Source organism: Bradyrhizobium sp. CER78, assembly GCF_029846235.1.
GTDB lineage: Bacteria > Pseudomonadota > Alphaproteobacteria > Rhizobiales > Xanthobacteraceae > Bradyrhizobium.
In genome coordinates, this window is sequence record NZ_JARVWP010000012.1 from 158244 (window position 1) to 177966 (window position 19723).

The window sequence follows — 19723 nt, forward strand, 5'->3', positions numbered from 1 at the left end:
GGCCTTGCGCGTCATTCCTTCACGGCACCCGTCATCGCCGAGACATAATGCTCAACGAAGAAGGCGTAAAGAATAACCAGCGGCAGCGAGCCGCATAGCGCCCCTGCCATCAGGGAACCCCAGCGATAGATGTCACCGTCAACGAATTCGTTGACGATGGCGACCGGCACGGTCTTGTTCGGGGTCGATTGCAGGAACGTCAGCGCGTAGATGAACTCGTTCCAGCACAGCGTGAAGCAGAAGATGAAGGCCGAGATCAGGCCGGGAATGGCGAGCGGCAGCACGATCTTGATCAGGATCTGCCAGCGGCTGGCGCCGTCGATCAGCGCACACTCCTCGAGCTCGAACGGGATGGTCTTGAAATAGCCCATCAGCAGCCAGGTCGAGAACGGGATCAGGATCGTCGGATAGGTCAGGATCAGCGCTAAGGGCGAGTCGAACAGACCGTACTGGAAGACGACAGTGGCAAGCGGAATGAACAGGATCGACGGCGGCACCAGATAGGCCAGGAAGATCAGGCCGCCGACGACGTTGGCGCCCTTGTAGCGCAGCCGCACGATCGCGTAGGCCGCGAGCACGCTGGCGATGATCGACAGCACGGTGGCGCCGACCGCCACATACATCGTGTTCCAGAGCCAATGCGGATAGTAGCTCTCGAACAACAGCTTGTGGATGTGCTTGAGGGTCGGATTCCAGGTCCAGAACGGATTGTACCTGTCGAGGTCGAGCAGCTGGTCGTCCGGCTTGATCGCGGTCAGCCCCATCCAATAGAACGGGAACAGCAGGATGATGACGATGATCGACAGCGGGATGTAGAGCGTCACGATCCGCCGCGGCACCGACTGCAAATAGCTCATGCCCTCGCTGTTATCGACGCGGGCCGACGTCGACAGGATGGACTTGAGGTCGGCCTTCTGTGCGGGGAGATCAGTCATTGTTTTCTCCCGGGCGCGCGCGGGGCTTGCCCCGTTCGCGCAAAGATGCCAGCAAGCGGCAGAGATCAATCATTGCTCTCTCCCTGCTGCCACTTCCGGCGCTGCAAGCCGAACCAGGAGACCATGATCGCAGCGAGCAGGAATGGGATCATCGCGCTCGAGATCGCGGCCCCCTCGCCCAATTGTCCGGCGATGATCGCGCGCTGGTAGGACAACGTCGCCATCAGATGGGTGGCGTTGACCGGGCCGCCGCGGGTCATCGCCCAGATCAGCTGGAAGTCGGTGAAGGTGAACAGCACCGAGAACGTCATCACCACAGCAATGATCGGCGTCAGCAAGGGATAGGTGATGAAGCGGAACATCTGCCAGCGCGAGGCGCCGTCGAGCGTCGCCGCTTCATAGAGCGACGGCTGCACGGTCTGCAGGCCCGCCAGCAGCGTGATCGCGACGAACGGCACGCCGCGCCAGATATTGGCGAAGATCACGCAGATCCGGGCCCAGGTGCTGTCGCCGAGGAAATTGATGTTTTGCGTGATCAGGCCGAGCTGCTTCAGCGACCAGGAGATGATCGAGAACTGGGAATCGAAGATCCACCAGAATGCCAGCGCCGACAGCACGGTCGGCACGATGAAGGGGATCAGCACGGCGGCGCGCAACAGCGCCTTGAACGGCATGCGCTCGTTGAGCAGCAGCGCCAGATAGAGCCCGACCGCGAATTTGATGGCGCTGGCAATGAAGGTATAGATCAGCGTGTTGAACACCGACAGCCAGAAGATCGAATCGTCCCACAGCCATTCATAGTTCTCGGTGCCGATGTAGTGGCCGACGCGCCCGATCCGCGCATCCGTGAACGACAGCCAGATGCCGAGCCCCAGCGGATAGGCCAGGAAGAAGATCAGGAACGCCATCGCCGGCAACATGAACCAGAAACCGAGCCAGTTCTTGTTGTGGCGCAGCTGATCCCAGGCGGTCGCTTCGCGGATTTCGGTCTTCGCACGTCGCGGCGCGAGCGCAATGTCAGCCATAGGCGATGTCCCGATTGCTCAAAGGATTGAGCATGACCACGCAATATTCCAGTGATGGCATTCCAAATGATGGTGCGGGCGGCGGCGATCCGCCGCCCGCGCCGATCACATCAACGATAGATGCGCTTCAATTGCCGCTCGGCTTCCACCATCGCAGCCTTGCCGTCCTTGGCACCGGTGCAGTAGTTCGCAAACATGTCGACCACGATGAAGTCGGCGATTGCGGTCGCCGCCTTCTCGCCGGGCGTGCCGATGCCGGAGGCCGGGAGCGTGCGCTTGGAGGCCTGCGCGAACACGGCGTTCTTGGGGTCCGCCGTCCACACCGGCGCCGACTCATACGCATTCAGCGTTTGCGTAAGGTAGCCCTGAGCGCCATCCAGCCACTTGTCGTACTGCTCCTTCTCCAGCATGAACGCGACGAACGCCTTTGCGGCATTCGGATATTTGGTGAAGTTGAACGCAAGGATTGGAAACGCCAGCTGCAATTCCGTCGGCTTGCCGATCGGGCCGATCGGGTGCAGCGCGTGATAGGTATCCTCGGCAAGTTCCTTCTTGGTCGGATCGGTTTTGGCCGCCACGTAGATGGAAATGCCGTTGAGCGTGCAATAGAGCTCGCCGGCCAGGAACGCCTTGTTGTTGGAGGAGTCGTTCCAGGATGCGACGCCCGGAATGAAGGTCTCCGACAGCGCCTTGGCATATTCCAGCGCCTTCATCGTCTCCGGCGAGTTGATGATGACCTTGTCGTCCTTGTCGACGGTCCAGGCGTTGTGGCCCCAGAGCAACCAGTGCAGCCAGCCGTTGGCGTCGCCGCTGGCATGTCCCAGCGCAAAGCCGGCCGGCGTGTTGTTCGCCCTCAACGCCTTGCACATCTCGAGGAAGCCCGGAAAATCCTTCGGGAATTCCTTGAAGCCCGCCTTATCGGTCGCCGACTTGCGATAGGTCATGTACCCGCCGTTGGTGGCGACGGGGATGCCAAGCCAATCATTGCCGAGCTTGCAGGTCTTGGCGGCCGCATCCGTCCAGCCGCCATATTTGTTGCCGAGATAATCGGCAACGTCGTTCATCTTGAGAACCTTGGTCGGGAACAGCTGCGGCAGCGTGTGCAGGCCCCAGGCGAGGTCGAGACCCGAGCCGGTGTTGGCGGCAACCGAAGCCTTCGGCTGCACGTCCTCGAAGGACTCGCTGAATACGTTCATCTCGGTGCCGGTTGCCGCCTTGAAGGCCGCCACCATGGCATTGAACGCATCGTCTTCCGCAGGCACGAAGCGCTTCCAGCGCATCACGGTGAGTTTGGCGCCGGGCTCCGCCTTCCAGGGCGCGCTCTGCGCCCAGGCCTTGGCGAAGTCAAACAGCGCCGGCCCGGTGAGCATCCCGGCTGCGGCCAGCGCGGTGCCGCCCTGAAGTAGCGAGCGGCGAGTCAAATCGTGCATCGTCCTTCTCCCAATAAATGTGTTTTTATTGTTTTTTGATCTGGCCTGTTGGTCGGCCATTATGATCGATCAGTCCGTCAGCTATTCAGTCGTTTCCCCGTCGCATCGTCGAACAGATGAACCAGGCCCGGATCCGGCTTGAGCCGAACCTTGTCGCCGGGATTGAACAGATGGCGCTCGCGGAACACGGCGACGACCTGCTCGCCGCCGAGCTTGGCGAACACCTGGGTCTCCGAGCCGGTCGGCTCGACCACCACGATCTCGGCCTCGGCACCGTCATCGGCGATGGTGAAATGCTCCGGCCGCACGCCGTAGACCGCCGGCTTGCCGTCGGAATTGGCCGGCGCGGATTTCAACGGCAGCTTGATCCCGTTCGGCCCTTCGAAATAGGCGGCGCCGTTCACCTTCACATTGCCCTTGAGGAAGTTCATCGCGGGCGAGCCGATGAAGCCGGCGACGAACTGATTCGCCGGCGTGTCATACAGCTCGAGCGGCGAGCCCATCTGCTCGACGATGCCGTCATGCATCACCACGATCTTGTCGGCCATGGTCATCGCCTCGATCTGGTCGTGGGTGACGTAGACCGTAGTGGTCTTCAGCCGCTGGTGCAGCTCCTTGATCTCGGTGCGCATCGCCACGCGCAGCTTGGCGTCGAGGTTCGACAACGGCTCGTCGAACAGGAACACCTGCGGATCGCGCACGATGGCGCGGCCCATCGCGACGCGCTGGCGCTGACCGCCGGAGAGCTGGCGCGGATAGCGCTCGAGCAGCGGCGTCAAAGCGAGGATTTCCGCGGCGCGCTTGACGCCGGTCGAGATTTCCTCGGCCTTGGCGCCGCGCAGCTTGAGCGAGAAGCCCATGTTGTCGGCAACCGTCATGTGCGGATAGAGCGCGTAGTTCTGGAACACCATCGCAATGTCGCGCTCTTTGGGCTGGACATTGTTGACGACGCGGTCGCCGATCGAGATCGTTCCTGAGGTGATGTTCTCAAGTCCCGCCAGCATGCGCAGCAGGGTCGACTTGCCGCAGCCCGACGGGCCGACCAGAACGACGAACTCGCCGTCCTCGATCGGGATCGACACGCCGTGCAGGACTTCAAAATTGCCGAACGATTTCCGCACGTCGCGAATCTGGACCGACGACATCCACTTCCCTCCCTCAAGTTCCCGGCGGCGTACGACGAGTGCCGCCACCGCTCTGTTTTATTCCGGCCACGCTGGGTGCGCGGCTCTGTTGGACTGACGATATTGTCCGCAGTTTATCCGGTTTTGGCAATCGTTCGATTAGCAATCGCTTGGTAGCGCTGTCAATATCGGTTTGTCTGCGACGAACGTCGTGATATGAGCGGCAATGGCCCGAAAGCGCATCACGCCTGGCAAGATCCGGCTCGCCGAAGTCGCGAAGCTCGCCGGTGTCAGTCCGATTACGGCCTCGCGTTTCTTCAGGAATCCGGAAGCACTCTCCGCCGGCAAGCGCGCCCGGGTCGAGAGTGCGGCAAAAGAACTCGGTTACGTGCCCAATCTCGCGGCACGCGCGCTTGCGTCGCAGCGTACCGAGGTGATCGGTGTCCTGATCCCGTCACTGACCAACAATGTGTTCGCCGACGTGCTGCGCGGCATCTATGACGCGCTCGACGGCAGCCGCTACAGCATTCAGCTCGCCAACACCCGCTACAGCATCCTGCAGGAAGAACGCCTGCTGCGTCTTTTTCTGGCACAGAAGCCGGCCGGGCTGATCATTACCGGCATCAACCAGACCGCCGATTCCCGCCGCATCATGGAAACGGTCGATTGCCCGATCGTCCAGATCATGGAGGTCGGCCCCGCCCCGATCGACATGATGATCGGATTTTCGCATTTTGACGCGGCAAAAGCCGCGATCGCCCACCTCCTCGCGCAGGGCTACCGGCGGATCGGCTTCCTCGGCGCGCGGATGGATCCGCGGGTGCAGCGCCGGCTGGACGGCTACCGCGCCGCGATGACCGAGGCTGCGCTGTTCGATCCGCAGCTCATCGTCACGACGGCCATACCGACCTCGGTGACGCTGGGCGGGACGCTGTTTGCCGACCTGCTCGCCAAGGCGCCCGACATCGACGCCGTGTTCTGCGTCAATGACGACCTTGCGCTCGGCGCGCTGTTCGAATGCAAGCGCCGCCACATGGCGGTGCCGGAGCAGATGGCGATCGTCGGCTTCAACGACCTCGAATTCATGGCCTCGAGCGAGCCGACGCTGAGTAGCGTTCGGACCAATCGCTACGAAATGGGCAGAAACGCTGCCATGATGGTGATCGAAACGCTGGAAGGCCGCCCGCCCGCTGAGGCCGTCGTCGATCTCGGCTTCAGTGTCATGGAACGGCAAAGCTCCGCGCGACGCAACTGACATCCACCCGACACCAGCCCGTCACAAGGACGCGAAAAATGACAAAATGATAGCGCAACCAAGTGCCTTCAACTAAGGTCCAATCCATCCACTGAAACACCTCTGCGTGATCGCCTGAGTTTGTAATGACCGACGATTAGCGCAAGGTAGAACGACGTTGAACCAGAGCCCTTGAATGGGCCCAGCAAGATTTGCATTGCGGGAGAAACCAATGACAAAACCCCACACCAACGGGCACAGCGCCGCAGGCGAGACCACAAAGGGCAAGGGCCGCAGGCTCCGCTCCCAGGAATGGTTCGACAACCCGCACAATCCGGGCATGACCGCGCTCTATCTCGAGCGCTACCTCAATTACGGCCTGACCCGCGAGGAATTGCAGTCGGGCAAGCCGATCATCGGCATCGCGCAGACCGGCAATGACCTGTCGCCCTGCAACCGGCATCACCTCGAGCTTGCCCACCGCGTCCGCGAGGGCATCCGCGCCGCCGGCGGCATCGCGATGGAGTTTCCGACCCATCCGATCCAGGAGACCGGCAAGCGCCCGACCGCGGCGCTCGACCGCAACCTCGCCTATCTCGGCCTCGTCGAGGTGCTGTTCGGCTATCCGCTCGACGGCGTGGTGCTGACCACCGGCTGCGACAAGACCACGCCGGCGTGCATGATGGCGGCGGCGACCGTGAACCTGCCGGCGATCGTGCTGTCGGGCGGGCCGATGCTGAATGGCTGGCACGAAGGCCAGCGCACCGGCTCCGGCACCGTGGTGTGGAAGGCGCGCGAGCGGCTCGCCGCGGGCGAAATCGACTACGAGCAGTTCATCGAGATCGTGGCCTCCTCGGCGCCCTCGGTCGGCCATTGCAACACGATGGGCACCGCCTCCACGATGAACTCGCTCGCCGAGGCGCTCGGCTTCTCGCTGCCGGGCTGCGCGGCGATCCCGGCGCCCTATCGCGAGCGCGGCCAGATCGCCTACGAGACGGGAAAACGCATCGTCGACATGGTCTGGGAAGATCTCAAGCCGTCTGACTTCCTGACCCGCGAGGCGTTCGAGAACTGCATCGTGGTCAACTCCGCGATCGGCGGCTCGACCAACGCACCGATCCACATCAACGCGCTGGCGCGCCATGTCGGCGTCGAGCTCTCGATCGACGACTGGCAGAAATACGGCCACGACGTGCCGCTGCTGGTGAACATGCAGCCGGCCGGCTTCTATCTCGGCGAGGAATACCACCGCGCCGGCGGCGTGCCGTCGGTGGTGCGCGAGCTGATCAAGCACAAGCGCATCCATGAAGGCGCCCTCACCGTCAACGGCCGCACGATGGGCGAGAATTGCAAGGAGGCGCCGCAGCCCGATGGCGACGTGATCTGGGGCTACGACAAGCCGCTCGTAAAGGACGCCGGCTTCATCGTGCTGCGCGGCAATTTGTTCGATTCCGCGATCATGAAGACCAGCGTGATCTCGAAGGAGTTCCGCGACCGCTATCTGTCCAACCCGAAGGACCTCAACGCCTTCGAGGGCCGTGCCGTCGTGTTCGAAGGCCCGGAGGACTATCACGCGCGGATCGAGGATCCCGCGCTCGACATCGACGAGCACTGCATCCTGTTCATCCGCGGCACCGGCCCGATCGGCTATCCCGGCGGCGCCGAGGTGGTGAACATGCAGCCGCCGGCGGCGCTGATCAAACGCGGCATCCTGTCCCTGCCCTGCATTGGCGACGGCAGGCAGTCCGGCACCTCCGGCTCGCCGTCGATCCTCAACGCCTCGCCCGAGGCCGCCGCCGATGGCGGGCTCGCGATCCTGAGGAGCGGCGACAAGGTGCGCATCGACCTCAACAAGGGCAGCGCCAACATCATGATCTCGGAGGATGAGCTGCGCACCCGCCGCGCCGAGCTGAAGGCCAAAGGCGGCTTCCCGCACCCGGCCAACCAGACGCCGTGGCAGGAGCTCTACCGCCAGACCGTCGGCCAGCACGCCACCGGCGCCTGCCTCGAGCTCGCGACGCGCTACCACGACATCGCCGGCAAGGTCGGCGTGGCGCGGGATAATCATTGAAGCATCAACCCGTCATTCCGGGATGGTGCGTAAGCACCAGACCAAAGATGCGCAAGTTGCGCATCGGGGAATCTCGAGATTCCGGGTTCGCGCTGCGCGCGCCCCGGAATGACGGACAAGAGGAAGGGAAGAAAAGCATGTCAGACAGACTGAAGGGAAAGCGCGCCGTTGTCACCGCCGCGGCGGCCGGCATCGGGCGCGCATGCGCGATCGCATTCGCGCGTGAAGGCGCGACCGTGATCGCCACCGACATCAATGAGAGCGGCATCGCCACGCTAGGCAAGGAAGGCATCGCCGAGACCGCCCGGCTCGACGTTCGCAGCACCGCCGACGTCAACACCTTCGCCAAGCGCGTCGGCAAGATCGACGTCCTGCTCAATGCGGCGGGCTTCGTGCATCACGGCACCATTCTGGAGTGCTCCGACGAAGACTTCGACTTCTCGTTCGATCTCAACGTCAAATCCATGCACCGGACCATCAAGGCGTTCCTGCCTGCGATGCTGCAAGGCGGTGGCGGCAGCATCGTCAACATCTCGTCCTGCGCGGCGTTGCGGCCACCGGCCAATCGCTACGTCTACAGTGCGTCGAAAGCGGCAGTTTCGCTGCTCACGCGCGCGGTCGCGCTCGACTTCATCACCCAGGGCATCCGCTGCAACGCGATCTGCCCCGGCACCGTTGAGACGCCCTCGATGCTGGAGCGCGCAGCTGCCGCGGGCCCGGACGGACGCGAGAAGTTCGTGGCCCGCCAGAAGATGGGCCGGCTCGGCACCGCCGAGGAGATCGCGGCCATGGCTGTGTATCTTGCGAGCGACGAAGCCGCTTTCACCACCGGCGTCGACATGGTCGTCGACGGCGGCTTCATGCTCTGATGGGCACGCAAAGGCATTCGGCATGAACAAGATCGATCTCGACGGCCGCTGCGCCGTCGTCACCGGCGGCGCGCAAGGGTTCGGCCGCGCCATCACCGAGCGCTTCGTCGCATCCGGCGCCAAGGTCGCGATCTGGGATTTCGACCAGCCGCTCGCCGAGCAGACCGCGCGGGCGATCGGCGAGGACGTGATCGCGATCAAGACGGATGTCACCGATCCCACCGCGGTCGACGCCGCGCGCGATCAGACGCTCGGGGCATTCGGCAAGATCGACATCCTCGTCAACAACGCCGGTATCACCGGAGCCAACAAGCCGGTATGGGAAACCGATCTCGACGACTGGCGCAGGGTGATGCGCATCAATCTCGAGGGTCCCTTCATCTGCTGCAAGGCGATCGTGCCGACCATGATCGGGCAGAAGTATGGCCGCATCGTCAATATCGCCTCGATCGCCGGCAAGGAAGGCAACCCGAACGCAGCGCACTACTCCTCGTCGAAGGCGGGCCTGATCGCGCTGACGAAATCGCTCGGCAAGGAGCTCGCGCAGCACGACATCCTGGTCAATGCGGTGACGCCTGCTGCGGCGAAGACCGCGATCTTCGACCAGATGACGCAGGCGCATATCGACTTCATGCTGTCGAAGATTCCGAAAGCCCGCTTCGTGCAGGTCGAGGAACTGGCTTCGATGGTGGCATGGCTGGCGTCGGAGGACTGCGCCTTCTCGACCGGCGCGGTGTTCGACATCTCCGGCGGACGGGCGACGTACTAGCTCGCGCGCTTCGTTTGCTGTCGAAGCGCGGCGACCAGGTGATCTGCCAGCAATGACGCCGCGCGCGAAAGATTTGGCGCGCGGTGCAGCCGGATCTCGGCTCGCGGCAGGCGCGGCATGCCGTCACGCGCGGTCAGGCGCCGCAGCGCCGGCGGAAAGGTGCCGGACTTGACCACGGTCACGGCGAGCCCCTGCGCCGCGATCGCTTCGACCGCAGAAAGACTATGGCTGACAAAAGCGAGCCGCCAAGGCCGGCTCGCTTCGTCCAGCGCCTGCATCGCCCAGGCCCGGAACAGACAGCCCTGCGGATACAGCGCGACCGGCAGCGGATCGAGTTCTTCGACACGATGCGATGCGCTAGCGGCCCACACCGCCTGCTCGGTGCGCAGCAACTCGCCCTCGCCGCGCCCCTCGGGGTGCATCGCGATCACGAGGTCATAGGCTTCGCCGAGCCGGTCCGTCATCGACGATGTCAGCCCGGTCTCCATCTCGACATGGATCAGCGGATAGTTGGCGACAAATTCCTTGAGCAGCGGCGGTACGATCAACGTCCCGTAGTCGTCCATCACGCCAAGGCGAACCCGTCCGTCGGTGCCGTGCTCGCGCACCAGGCCGATCGCCTCAGCGTTGAGGCTCAATATCCGGCGGGCGTAGCCGAGCAGCCCCTCGCCGGCTGCGCTAAGGTCGACGCTGGATGTGCTGCGGTGAAACAGTTCAGCTTGCAGCCGCTCTTCCAGCCGCTTCACCTGCATGCTGACGGCGGATTGGGTCCGGTTCAGCGCCGAGGCGGCGCGGGTGAAGGAGCGATGGTCCGCCACCGCGACAAAGGCTTGCAGGAGATCAGGGTCCAGGATGGGTGCGCTCATAACAAGCCGTGATTTTATCGATCATATTTATTCCATTCCATGAATATCTCCTCGTCCCTAGATTGCGCAAGCGAAACACAGGGATCGAACGGGATGGGCGAAATCTGGGGGGTATTGGCCGCGGTGCTGTCGAGTGCGATCGGCGGAACCTCGATCGGAGCGACGCGGTTCCTGGTCGGCGCGATCGATCCATTGGCGATCGGTGCGTTCCGTTTTGGCATCGGCGTCCTCCTGCTGCTGCCGCTGGCACTGCTGCAACGTGGAAGCTGGCCGCCGCGGCGTGACTGGTTCGGCGTCGTCGGTCTCGGCCTGCTGTTCTTCGCGGCGTTTCCGATCCTGTTCAACGCCTCGCTGATCTTCACGACCGCGGCGCGGGGCGCGCTAGCGCTCTCGACCTTGCCGCTGCTGACCATGCTGGTCGGCGCAGCGCTCGGTGCCGAGCCACTCACCGCGCGCAAGGCCACAGGCGTGCTGATCACTATCCTGGGTGTCTCGATGGCCCTGCTCTCCGGCCTCGCCACTGCCCCGCCGGGCGCCTGGCGCGGCGATCTGCTGATGGTCGCGGCCGCACTGTGCATGGCGCTCTACAGCATCTGGTCGAAACCCTTCATCCGCCGCTCCGGCCCGATCCCCTTCACCACGCTCGCCATGGCGGCTGGTGCAGTGGTGCTGATCGCGGCCTCGCTGCTGCGCGGCAGTTTCGCGCCGGTCGCTGAGTTTGGCGCGCCGCAATGGTTCGGTGCGACCTATCTCGGCGCGTTCGGCGCGGCGCTCACCTTCTATCTCTGGGCTTTTGCGCTGGAGCGGACGACGCCGACCCGGGTGGCGATCTCGGTCACCGTCAATCCGATTGCGGCCTCGCTGGTCGGCGCGGTCCTGCTTGGCGAGCCGCTGAGCTGGAATCTGATGGCCGGCATCGTCACCGTGTTCGCCGGCATCTGGATCGCGACCACGCAGCGGCAACGGGCGCGCACGGCGGAGCCCGTCGTCGCGCCCGACGCGCGCTGACCCGCGGCAATGCTTGCCAGATCGACTTCAGCAAATCCGTGCTAGCCTGACCTCCGGTCCCAAGCGAATCCGAGGCGGCACCGCATTGAACATCTCCCTTTACGACATCTCCGTCTGGGTGCTGCCGCTGATCGTCGCCATCACCTTCCACGAGGCGGCGCACGGCTTCGTCGCGCACCGGCTCGGCGACGACACCGCCTGGAAGCTCGGCCGTGTCAGCTTCAACCCGCTGAAGCATATCGACCCGTTCGGCACGCTGATCCTGCCCGCGGTGCTGCTGTTCGCGCATTCGCCGTTCCTGTTCGGCTACGCCAAGCCGGTGCCGGTGAATTTCCGCAAGCTCAACCATCCCAAGCTCGACATGGTGTGGGTGGCGCTGGCCGGCCCGGTCACCAACATCATCCTGGCAACCGCGGCGGCGCTGGCATTCCACGCGCTGCCATTGGTTCCGGCAGATGCGGCAAAATGGACCGCGGACAATCTGAAAAACGCGTTCCTGATCAACATCGTGCTCGCGATCTTCAACATGATGCCGATCCCGCCGCTGGACGGCGGAAGGGTCGCGGTCGGGCTGCTGCCGCGGCCGCTGGCGATCCCGCTCGCCCGGCTGGAGCCCTACGGCATGCTGATCCTGATCGGGATGTTGATCCTGCTGCCCGTGATCGGCCGGCAGGTCGGCCTAAATCTTGATGTTATTTCAACGATACTGCGAACTCTGACCGGCTATGTAATCAACGCCCTTCTCCTTATTACCGGAAACACATAGCCTTGATTTGCGCATGACCCAATCAGAAACTCGGAACCCAATCTTCGGATGCGCGCGCAGGGACAGGAACGCTTCGAGGCCATGGTGATCAAAGCTGCCGATATGCTGATTGCACGACGCGCCGACACCCGCGCGCGGGCGGACTTTGCGACCTGGAAGATGATGGCCAAGCTAAACGGCGCTTCCGCTTTGCCGCCCGAGGCGCAGAATTTCCTGGCGATCTACAAGAAGCTGCTCGAACAGATGACCGACGCCGAGGCCAGCGAGGCGACCATCCAGGAGATGTACCGCACCTATTATGCGGAGATGGGCGGCGCCGGAAAGGCGCCCGAGGTTCCGGCGCGCACGCGCGAACCGGTCGCCGACACCGGCAACGTCACCGCGTTCCGCCGCCTGCCCGCCAAGAAGACGGTCTCGTCCGACCCGAACGCCAAGCGTCCGATGCCGGTGGCGCTGATCTTCGCCTGCCTCGTCGTGGTCTACGTCGCGATCCGCTACTACTGGAAATAGCGCCGCCCGCGCTTCATCCCAGCCCGATTCTTGATCGACGCGCGAACCCGCGGCATCGCGTCGCGCGGCATTGGCCATTCAATCGCCGCGCCGTGGAATATCGCGCGCGCTCGATCGAAGCAGCGCCCTAGGCGATGCGCCCGATGCCGGGCATAATGCGGAACTCAAAAAACAAAATCATACTGGAGGGAAGATGAAGCGTTCCATTGCAGCCCTGGTCGTGACCACGAGCCTCGTGTTCGCCGGAACGGCGTCGGCGCAGACGATGGACAAGGTCGCCAAGGTCGGCGCCCTCGGCGATCAGTCCGGTCTCTATCAGGATATCGGCGGTCCCGGCTCGACGGTCGCAGCGCAGATGGCGATCGAGGATTCCGGGCTGCTGGCCAAGGGCTGGAAGATCGATCTGATCTCGGCCGATCACCAGAACAAGCCCGATGTCGCGGTCAACATCGGCAAGCAGTGGATCGATGTCGAGAAGGTCGACGTGTTCGTCGATCTTGCGGCCTCCAATGTCGGGCTCGCGATCGCCAACCTCGCCAAGGAGAAGAACGTCGTCAATTTGAACTCGGGCTCCGCCTCGTCCGACCTCACGGGCGCGCAGTGCTCGCCGAACACGGTGCACTGGGTCTATGACACCTACATGCTCGCCAACGGCACCGGCAAGGCGCTGGTGAAATCCGGCGGCGACACCTGGTTCTTCCTCACCGCGGACTATGCGTTCGGCCAGGCACTGGAGCGCGACACCTCGAATGTCGTCACCGCGAATGGCGGCAAGGTGCTCGGCAGCGTCAAGCATCCGCTCAACAACGCGGACTTCTCGTCCTTCCTGCTGCAGGCGCAAAGCTCGAAGGCCAAGATCGTCGGCCTCGCCAATGCCGGCGGCGACACCACCAACGCGATCAAGCAGGCGGCTGAATTCGGCATCGTCTCGGGCGGCCAGCGGCTCGCCGGCATGCTGCTGTTCATCACCGACATCAACGCGCTCGGCCTCAACGTCGCGCAGGGGCTGAACTTCACCGAGACATTCTACTGGGACATGAACGACCAGACCCGCGCCTTCACCAAGCGCTTCATGGAGCGCTTCAAGAAGAACCCGCCGACCATGGTGCAGGCCGGCGTCTATTCGTCGCTGATCCACTATTTCAAGGCGCTGGAGGCGCTCGGCGGCAATCCGCATGACGGCCGCGCCGTGGTCGCCAAGATGAAGGAGCTGCCGACCGACGATCCGCTGTTCGGCAAGGGCTCGATCCGCGTCGACGGCCGCAAGATCCACCCCGCCTATCTGTTCGAGGTGAAGAAGCCTTCGGAGTCGAAATATCCGTGGGACTATTACAAGCTGATCGCGACGATCCCGGCGGATGAAGCCTGGCTGCCGCTCGAGAAGAGCGTCTGCCCGCTGGTGAAGAAGAGCTAAGTACCCGTCATTCCGGGGCTCGCCAACGGGTCCGCGCCAAGTGCGGTCCGATCGGCGAACCCGGAATGACGACGGCTACTTCTTGGGCTTGTTGAATGTGACGGGAAGCGTGAAGGAGAACTGGTCCTCGGTCAGTCCCGCCGGCGGCGCCGGCACCGGATCGGAGCGGTGGACCATCGAGACCGCAGCGTCGTCGAACGCGGCATCCCCGGACGTTTCCATCACGGCTACGGACAAGACCTTGCCGAGACGGTTGAGCACCAGGGCAAGCTTCACCTTGCCCTCCTTGGTCTTGCTGTTCTCCGGGAATTTCTTGTGCAGGTCGAGATAGGCGCTGATCTTCTTGCCCCATTTGGCCGTCAGCGCGAACTTGTCCTTGCCGATCCCGGGATTGGGCGCCTTGGTCGTCTCCGACTGACGCGAAGCGTCTTCCAGCTTGGTCGGCGATTGGTCTTGGTGCTGCTCGGCGGCCTCGCTCGTCTCGGTCTGAACCTTGGCGACCTGCGCCTCGTCCTCCTTCGGCTTCTTGCTGTTGTCTTCCGTGACGAGGCGATCGGCGTCCTCAGTTTCGGTCGGCTTGGCCTGCGGAAGGTCGGTCTCCTTGACCTCCGCCTTCTGCTGGGTCATTTCCGGCGACGCTTCCTGCGCTCGGTCCTCCGGTCCAGGGGGCGCCGGGTTATCCTCGTCGGTTGCGGAGGCAAGCTCGACGGCGTACTCCGCGCCGGCAGCGCCAAGCCCCTCATCGCCGTCGTCGCCGCGCAGATTCGTCAGCGCCAGCGCAGCGCCGCCGAGATGCAGCCCGACCGCCGTCACTGCGGCGATCACCCAGAGCCGCTTCGACGTCCGCAGATCGAGATCGGGGTTGGTGGACATCGCGGTTCGCCGTCAGGGTTTGGCCGGTTCGGCCTGCGCCGTCCCGGGCGCGCCCGGCACGCCCTCGAGCGTGACCAGCTTCACATGCGTGTAGCCGCCGGCACGCAGCAGCTCCATGACGCCCATCAGCTCGCCATAGGGCACCGTGCGATCGGCGCGCAGGAACACGTATTTGTCCCGGCTCATGTCGGGCACCGCATCGAGCGAATTGATCAGGTCGGCCCGCTTCACCGCGCTCTCCCCGATCGCCAGCGTCAGGTCCGGCTTGATGCTGAGATAGGTCGGCTTGTCCGGCTTCTTCTGCGGCGTCGCGCTGGAGGTCGGCAGATCGATCGGCAGGTCGACGGTCGAGAGCGGCGCCGCAACCATGAAGATGATCAGCAGCACCAGCATCACGTCGATGAACGGCGTGACGTTGATCTCGTGGGATTCCGCGAAATCGTCGTCGTCGTCGCTCTCGGAGATCGAGACTGCCATCGCCTACTCCGCCGCGGCGGCGCGCCCATGCGCGCTGCGCGGAACCTCGCCGGGAATGCTGCCATGGGTGCGATCGAGATCGCGCGACAGCAGCCGTCCCGCGGCGCCCGAAGCGCGGTTGACGAGCTCGAGATAGACCTTCGTGACGCGCGAGAAATGGTTGTAGATGATGACCGCGGGGATCGCCGCGACGAGGCCGATCGCGGTTGCGAGCAGCGCTTCGGCGATGCCCGGCGCCACAACGGCAAGGTTCGTCGTCTGCGACTTCGAAATGCCGATGAAGCTGTTCATGATGCCCCACACGGTGCCGAACAGACCGACGAACGGCGACGTTGCGCCGATGGTCGCAAGCAGGCCCGTGCCGATGCGGATCTTGCGGGCTTCGGCGCGCACGATCTCGGCAAAGCTCGACGCAGCGCGCTCCTTGATGCCGGCGTCGCTGGAGATGCCCGCCGACAGGCGCCCTTCACGCATTGCGGCGCCAATGAATGACGACAGCACAGTACCCTTGGCGCCGAGCGCGAACTGCGCTTCCGCCAGCGACCGCGATTCAGCGATCTTGGCGAGCGCGCTGCGCAGCTTGCTTTGCGCGACGGTCAGCTCGACCATCTTGGCAATGAACACCGTCCAGGTCACGAGCGATGCGAACGCAAGGCCGAGCATCACCGCTTTCACGATGATGTCGGCGTTCAAGAACATGTTCCACGGCGACAATTCGTGCAGGCCGGTGCTGGTCGATTTCAGCACCTTGCCATCGCCGCCCGCGGGCGCGGCCGGCGACGCATCGAGTGCCGCCGGTGTCGGAGCCGCGGCCGGGACCGGTGCGGCCTGTGCCTGCGGCGCGGCGGGCGCCGGCTGGGCTACCGGCGCGGCCTGGGCAGCCGCAGGCTGGGCGGTTGCAGGCTGCGCCGCCTGCGGTTGCGCCACGGGTGCGGGCTGAGGCCGGGTCACGGGTGCGGGCTGCGCGACAGGCGCCGTTTGCTGCTGCGCCGAGGACGGCGCGGCCAGCATCAGCATCGCCAGCGAGGCGATCATGGCGGATGCAGCGGGGAACTTGAATGTCATCATCAGTTACACTTCAGCCCAGTGACGGATCAGGTTGTGATAAATCCCGGTCAATTTGACCGTTTCAGGGTCATCGCGCCCCAGCCGCTCCACCAGAGCCTGGATCGCGGTATCGAGATCAAAGATCAGGCTGCGCGCGTGGGCATCCCGTACCATGCTCTGCAGCCAGAAAAAAGACGCTACCCGCACGCCCCGCGTGACCGGCGTGACCAGATGCAAGCTGGAAGCAGGATAAACCACCAGATCGCCCGCCGGCAGCTTGATTTCATGCGATCCGTAGAGATCCTCGATGACGAGCTCGCCGCCATCATAGTCTTCCGGCTCCGATAAAAACAGCGTGACCGACAGGTCGGTGCGGATCCGCAAGCCCGTCAGCCGGTCGCCCCGCACCGCATTGTCGACGTGCAGGCCGAAATGGTGCCCGTCGCTCGCGGCGTAGCGGTTGAACAAGGGTGGAAAGATTCTAAGTGGGATCGCGGCCGAGATGAACTGCGGGCTCGCCGACAGCGCGGTCAGGATCCGGTTGCCGAGTTGCCGCGCGACCTCGCTGTCGGGCGGCAGTTGCTCGTTGCGCTTGACCATCGCGGACGCAGCACCGGCGGTCGAGCGGCCGTCTTCCCATTCGGCTTGCTCCATGATGCGGCGGAAGTCCGCCACATCGGCCTTGCTCAATACGTTGGGAATACAGACCAGCATCTTGTGCCGCGAGGCCTCCGTCAGTAACGCGCAGAGATAACCAGATACGCGGCGCGTCCCGGCGCCTCGAGCACGAACGGTGCTGCGCTCTGGTACAGCGCGTCGTAGTAGCGCTTGTCGAAGATGTTGTTGACGAACAGCTTCATGGTCCAGTGCTTGTCGATCTTTGCCTCGGCAAACGCGTCGAAGCGCCAGTAGCTCGGGATCGAGGTGCCCTGGTTGGCGGCAAGGAAGGTGCCGCCATAGACCTTGGAGCGATACACCGCCTGCCCGCCCAGCTCCCACATGTCGGTGAGCTGGTACTTGGTCAGCATGCTGAACGACTGATGTGCCACGTTAGCGAGCGGCAAGCCGACGTTCGAGGTGTACAGAGTCGTGTTCGCAGGCGGAATATTCGATTTGGTCACTTCCGACTGCATGAGCACGAGGCCGCCGAACACGCTCCACTTGTCGGTGATCTTGCCGCCCACTCCGAGATCGATGCCGCGGATGCGATAAGCCGCGCCGGCGCTGATGCAGGAGACGCTTCCGGTCGTACCAGCTGGATAGGGACATGCGGCGGTTGCGGTCGCCGCGGTGACGTTCATGGATTCGCGCGCGTTTTCCTTCTCGGTCTGGAACAGCGCCGCCGTCACCAGCAAATGGCGATCGAACAACTCCCACTTGGTGCCGACTTCAATCGCCTTGTTCTTTTCCGGCCCGAATATCTGGCTTGGATTGCCATTGAGAACCGGCGCGAGACCACCATACTGAATGCTCGAGCCGTCAAACTCCGCGCCGACCGGGTTGGATGACGTGGCATAGGCGGCATAGACGCTCCCGTTCGGCAACGGCTTGAGTGTCAGACCGAGGTTGAAGTTCGGCATGCCATAGTCTTGCTGCTGCTGACCGAAGACGTTGGCGACACCATTGACCGTACCATAGCCGGTGGTCTTGATGTTGTAATCGTCATAGCGGACGCCGCCGTTGAGGATCACGAGATCGTTGTAGTTGGCGCTGTCCATGACATAGACACTCTTGGTGTCGATGGTGAGTTTGGTTGGCAGCCCGGACAGTCCCGACGGAATCGGGAACGGAATGTTGGTGTATTGCGGATTGAACACGCTGACGCCAGCGAGCGATCCGCCGCCGTTGAAACCGCCAGGCAGCGCTTCCGAGTTCAGACCAAGATACTTGTCGATCGAGGACCTTTCGTTGTCATACTCGAATCCGGCAAGCGCCGTGTGCTTGAAGCCGGCGCCGTCGTTGAACTTGTAGGTTGCCTCGGTCTGGTTGGCGAACACGTCCGTGACCTGGAAACGGCTCTGCGGATTCGTGGTCAGCGTCGAGGCCGAAAGCGGCGTGGCCAGCACCGGCGATTCCGGCAGCGTGCCGACGTAGTTCTGGGTCGAGCGCGATTCCCGGATCTTGTTGCTGATCACGAGGTCCGGCGTGACCTGCACCTCGGCGTTGATCGTGCCGATGTCCTGCCCGGTCCTGAAGAAGTCGCGGTTGACGAAGCCGTAGAAATTGTTGCGGTTGACGCCGAAATCCGGGAACGGGCCGCCGGCCGTGCTCGCGGTGCTCGGCCGGTAGTAGGGCACGCCGAAATCCGGGATACCGGTGAGCTCGGTGTGGATGTAGTTGCCGGTGATCTTCACCGCATCGACCGGCTTCCATGTTCCGGCGACGAACGCGCCATCGCGATTGTCGGTGACATAGCTGCGGCCGGCGACGCCGGCATCCTGGAACAGGCCGCCGGCGCGGATCGCCAGCGTCGGGCTGATCACCTGGTTGACATCGAGCGTCACCCGCTTGGTGCGATCGGTGCCGAACGAGGTGTCCATGTTGTAGAAGCTGTTCTCCGTCGTCGCCTGCTTGGTGACGATGTTGATCGCGCCGCCGGTTGTGCCGCGGCCTGCGAAGGACGAGCCCGGGCCGCGCAGGATCTCGACCTGCTCGGTGAAGAAGTTCTCGCGGACGCTGACGCCGGCGTCGCGCACACCGTCGATGAAGATGTCGTTGCGGGCGTCGAAGCCGCGGATGAAGAAGCGGTCGCCGAACGCGTTGCCGCCCTCGCCCGTGCCGAGCGTCACGCCGGCCGTCGACAGGATCGCCGACTTCAGCGAGGTCGCGTTCTTGTCCTCGAGCACGTCCTTGGTCAGCACCGTGACCGACTTCGGCGTGTTCAGGATCGGCTCGGGATACTTCCCGGATGCCTGGAGACGGTCGCCCTTGTACGGCGCGGCCGGATCCGCGTAGCGATCGCGGTCGGCGGGAAGACCGCCGGCATTGGGAAACGGCACCGGCGCCTGCTGGGCCTGCTGATTGCTGCGGCGCGCGGCGCGGCGCAGCGCGTTGCGGGCGCGAACCTGGTCCGATGTGGGCTTTGAGGAGACGGGCCGCGGGCGCGCGACCGGGGCATCGACATTCACCGGCGGCAGATTGGTCTGCTGCGCTTCGGCCCCCGAAAACGACGCCACCGCGATCAGGCTCGCGACGGCGGAGACCTTTGCGGCGGAATAACCCGTATCGTCAGCCGAACCGATCGCCGCTTCGAAGCGCAGCGATCTCGGCGCCTTCACATTGCTCATTGTCTTGCACGCCCCCAG

General features: G+C 63.9%; 18 protein-coding genes. 8 read left to right on the forward strand and 10 right to left on the reverse strand.

What is annotated here, in order from left to right:
* Window positions 1-11: 11 nt before the first annotated feature.
* The 4 genes from QDT69_RS24995 to ugpC form a co-directional block, all read right to left on the reverse strand.
* Complete coding sequence (locus tag QDT69_RS24995; RefSeq protein ID WP_279709128.1) at window positions 12-935, reverse strand: carbohydrate ABC transporter permease; 924 nt, start codon at window positions 933-935, stop codon at window positions 12-14.
* A 65-nt stretch (window positions 936-1000) separates the two neighbouring features.
* Window positions 1001-1960: a sugar ABC transporter permease gene (locus QDT69_RS25000; RefSeq protein ID WP_279709129.1), complete on the reverse strand. Its 960-nt coding sequence runs from the start codon at window positions 1958-1960 to the stop codon at window positions 1001-1003.
* Between the two features lie 110 nt (window positions 1961-2070).
* Window positions 2071-3390 (reverse strand): ABC transporter substrate-binding protein, encoded by a 1320-nt coding sequence (locus QDT69_RS25005; protein WP_279709130.1) that lies wholly within the window; start codon window positions 3388-3390, stop codon window positions 2071-2073.
* Window positions 3391-3467: 77 nt separating this feature from the next.
* A complete protein-coding gene (ugpC, locus tag QDT69_RS25010) occupies window positions 3468-4535 on the reverse strand; it encodes a sn-glycerol-3-phosphate ABC transporter ATP-binding protein UgpC (RefSeq protein ID WP_279709131.1) in 1068 nt (355 codons plus the stop codon).
* Between the two features lie 205 nt (window positions 4536-4740).
* Here ugpC and QDT69_RS25015 point away from each other — a divergent pair, with 205 nt between their 5' ends.
* From QDT69_RS25015 to QDT69_RS25030, 4 genes are all read left to right on the forward strand, one after another.
* A complete protein-coding gene (locus QDT69_RS25015; protein ID WP_279709133.1) occupies window positions 4741-5769 on the forward strand; it encodes a LacI family DNA-binding transcriptional regulator in 1029 nt (342 codons plus the stop codon).
* A 211-nt stretch (window positions 5770-5980) separates the two neighbouring features.
* Window positions 5981-7819 carry a dihydroxy-acid dehydratase family protein gene (locus tag QDT69_RS25020; protein ID WP_279709134.1) on the forward strand — a complete coding sequence of 613 codons (1839 nt, stop codon included), beginning with the start codon at window positions 5981-5983 and terminating at the stop codon, window positions 7817-7819.
* A 137-nt stretch (window positions 7820-7956) separates the two neighbouring features.
* Entirely contained in the window at window positions 7957-8688 is a 732-nt protein-coding gene (locus tag QDT69_RS25025; RefSeq protein ID WP_279709135.1) for an SDR family oxidoreductase, read from the forward strand.
* A 22-nt stretch (window positions 8689-8710) separates the two neighbouring features.
* Window positions 8711-9457: an SDR family NAD(P)-dependent oxidoreductase gene (locus QDT69_RS25030; RefSeq protein ID WP_279709136.1), complete on the forward strand. Its 747-nt coding sequence runs from the start codon at window positions 8711-8713 to the stop codon at window positions 9455-9457.
* On the opposite strand, the gene QDT69_RS25035 is transcribed toward QDT69_RS25030, so the two are convergent.
* Entirely contained in the window at window positions 9454-10323 is an 870-nt protein-coding gene (locus QDT69_RS25035) for a LysR substrate-binding domain-containing protein (RefSeq protein ID WP_279709137.1), read from the reverse strand. The genes QDT69_RS25030 and QDT69_RS25035 overlap by 4 nt on opposite strands.
* Window positions 10324-10416: 93 nt before the next feature.
* On the opposite strand from QDT69_RS25035, the gene QDT69_RS25040 reads away from it, so the two are divergent.
* The 4 genes from QDT69_RS25040 (at window position 10417) to QDT69_RS25055 (ending at window position 14021) form a co-directional block, all read left to right on the forward strand.
* Complete coding sequence (locus QDT69_RS25040) at window positions 10417-11331, forward strand: DMT family transporter (RefSeq protein ID WP_279709138.1); 915 nt, start codon at window positions 10417-10419, stop codon at window positions 11329-11331.
* An 85-nt stretch (window positions 11332-11416) separates the two neighbouring features.
* On the forward strand, window positions 11417-12097 hold the full coding sequence (locus tag QDT69_RS25045) for a site-2 protease family protein (RefSeq protein ID WP_279709139.1): 681 nt from the start codon (window positions 11417-11419) through the stop codon (window positions 12095-12097).
* A gap of 102 nt (window positions 12098-12199) precedes the next feature.
* Window positions 12200-12607, forward strand: a complete 408-nt coding sequence (locus QDT69_RS25050) for a hypothetical protein (protein WP_279709197.1) — start codon at window positions 12200-12202, stop codon at window positions 12605-12607.
* Between the two features lie 193 nt (window positions 12608-12800).
* Complete coding sequence (locus QDT69_RS25055) at window positions 12801-14021, forward strand: ABC transporter substrate-binding protein (protein ID WP_279709140.1); 1221 nt, start codon at window positions 12801-12803, stop codon at window positions 14019-14021.
* Between the two features lie 75 nt (window positions 14022-14096).
* Here QDT69_RS25055 and QDT69_RS25060 read toward each other — a convergent pair whose 3' ends face one another.
* From QDT69_RS25060 to QDT69_RS25080, 5 genes are read right to left on the reverse strand one after another with little or no spacing between them, the layout of a single operon-like run.
* Window positions 14097-14894 carry a TonB family protein gene (locus QDT69_RS25060; RefSeq protein ID WP_095734127.1) on the reverse strand — a complete coding sequence of 266 codons (798 nt, stop codon included), beginning with the start codon at window positions 14892-14894 and terminating at the stop codon, window positions 14097-14099.
* A gap of 12 nt (window positions 14895-14906) precedes the next feature.
* Complete coding sequence (gene exbD, locus QDT69_RS25065; protein ID WP_279709141.1) at window positions 14907-15371, reverse strand: TonB system transport protein ExbD; 465 nt, start codon at window positions 15369-15371, stop codon at window positions 14907-14909.
* Between the two features lie 3 nt (window positions 15372-15374).
* The gene (exbB, locus tag QDT69_RS25070) at window positions 15375-16439 is read right to left on the reverse strand and encodes a tonB-system energizer ExbB (RefSeq protein ID WP_279709142.1); all 1065 of its coding nucleotides are present in this window, start codon (window positions 16437-16439) and stop codon (window positions 15375-15377) included.
* Between the two features lie 3 nt (window positions 16440-16442).
* The gene (locus QDT69_RS25075) at window positions 16443-17132 is read right to left on the reverse strand and encodes a Fe2+-dependent dioxygenase (protein ID WP_279709143.1); all 690 of its coding nucleotides are present in this window, start codon (window positions 17130-17132) and stop codon (window positions 16443-16445) included.
* Between the two features lie 20 nt (window positions 17133-17152).
* Window positions 17153-19705, reverse strand: a complete 2553-nt coding sequence (locus QDT69_RS25080) for a TonB-dependent receptor (protein ID WP_279709144.1) — start codon at window positions 19703-19705, stop codon at window positions 17153-17155.
* Between the last annotated feature and the right edge of the window lie 18 nt (window positions 19706-19723).